Annotated in this window: 1 protein-coding gene; it reads right to left on the bottom strand. The window is 34.4% G+C overall.

What is annotated here, in order from left to right:
- Positions 1-269, bottom strand: a 269-nt coding sequence (locus CWC28_RS21110; RefSeq protein WP_138625735.1) for a hypothetical protein, incomplete at its 3' end; no start/stop codon positions are given.
- Positions 270-366 lie beyond the last annotated feature (97 nt).

The raw sequence follows: 366 nt of genomic DNA on the forward strand, positions 1-366 counted from the left end.
TCGTAATCAGCAATTCCATTTAACTCATCAAATGGATCTAGCGAAAGATAAATTTGCTCACCAATATTAACCATTTTTACTTGAGAAATATGCATGGTGCCAAAGTCATCATATATATTGAACTCAAGTAGACCATTTAATTTATAAGTTTGTCCGAGACCGTTTTGGTCACTTACTGTGATCATTGCCGAATGCAATGAACCATCCCAAACATATTTAATTGAGATTTCAGTAATGATTTTGTCTCTGAAGTTCGATGAATTAACCATATTTCCCTGTACAGCTAACGCCGCAAATAAACGGCTAAAAATAGTTGGCTATAATTTGTGAGGCACGAACAAAGCCAACTGTTTTTTGTCAGAAATT

Source organism: Pseudoalteromonas sp. S4492, from assembly GCF_005886115.1.
In the GTDB taxonomy this organism is placed as follows: Bacteria; Pseudomonadota; Gammaproteobacteria; order Enterobacterales; family Alteromonadaceae; genus Pseudoalteromonas; species Pseudoalteromonas gelatinilytica.